The 639-nt window shown below is 46.2% G+C and carries 1 protein-coding gene; it reads right to left on the bottom strand.

Annotation, left to right across the window (positions count from 1 at the left end; all coding sequences use genetic code 11):
* On the bottom strand, positions 1-639 hold a 639-nt coding region (gene recF / locus ACWHAR_RS28515), incomplete at both ends, for a DNA replication/repair protein RecF (RefSeq protein ID WP_452088627.1).

Raw genomic sequence — 639 nt, 5'->3', positions numbered from 1 at the left:
ACACGGCCTTGGATCGTATGAAGCAAGTGTGACTGGCGATAATCATCCAGTTCACTCAGTACATCATCCAATAGTAAAATGGGATATTCTCCGATTTCTTCATGGATCAGGTCAATCTCCGCCAGCTTAAGGGACAACGCCGTCGTTCGCTGCTGTCCTTGAGAACCATACGTCTGCACATCGCGTCCGTTCACATAGAAAAGAACATCGTCACGATGAGGCCCTGACAGCGTCACGCCACGCTCAATTTCTTTTTCTCTTAATTTAGAAAACGCTTCTTGATAGCTATCTCCTATTTTCGACAAATCTAGGGGATCTGATACATCAAGAGCTGTATGGTATTTCAGGGTCAGTTCTTCAAGCCCTCTTGAGATGCCTGCATGGATGGGCTGCGCCCATTTCTCGAACTGTGCTGTAAACTGCAGACGTTTTACGACGACTTTTGCTGCAACTTCTACAAGCTGATCGGTCAGAACATCAAGCATCGTCCGGTCAGTTTGTTTTCTTGTTTGCAGCTGTTTCAAAAAATGATTCCGCTGGGAAAGGATTTTCTGGTAAAGAGAAAGATCATGGAGGTAAACGGGAGAAACCTGTCCGATTTCCATGTCAAGAAACCGCCTTCTCACTTGAGGGCTTCCC

It is taken from the genome of Bacillus sp. LR--39, assembly GCF_053613335.1.
The sequence above is the reverse complement of the archived record's forward strand: the minus strand, read 5'-3'. Positions and strand labels throughout refer to the sequence as shown.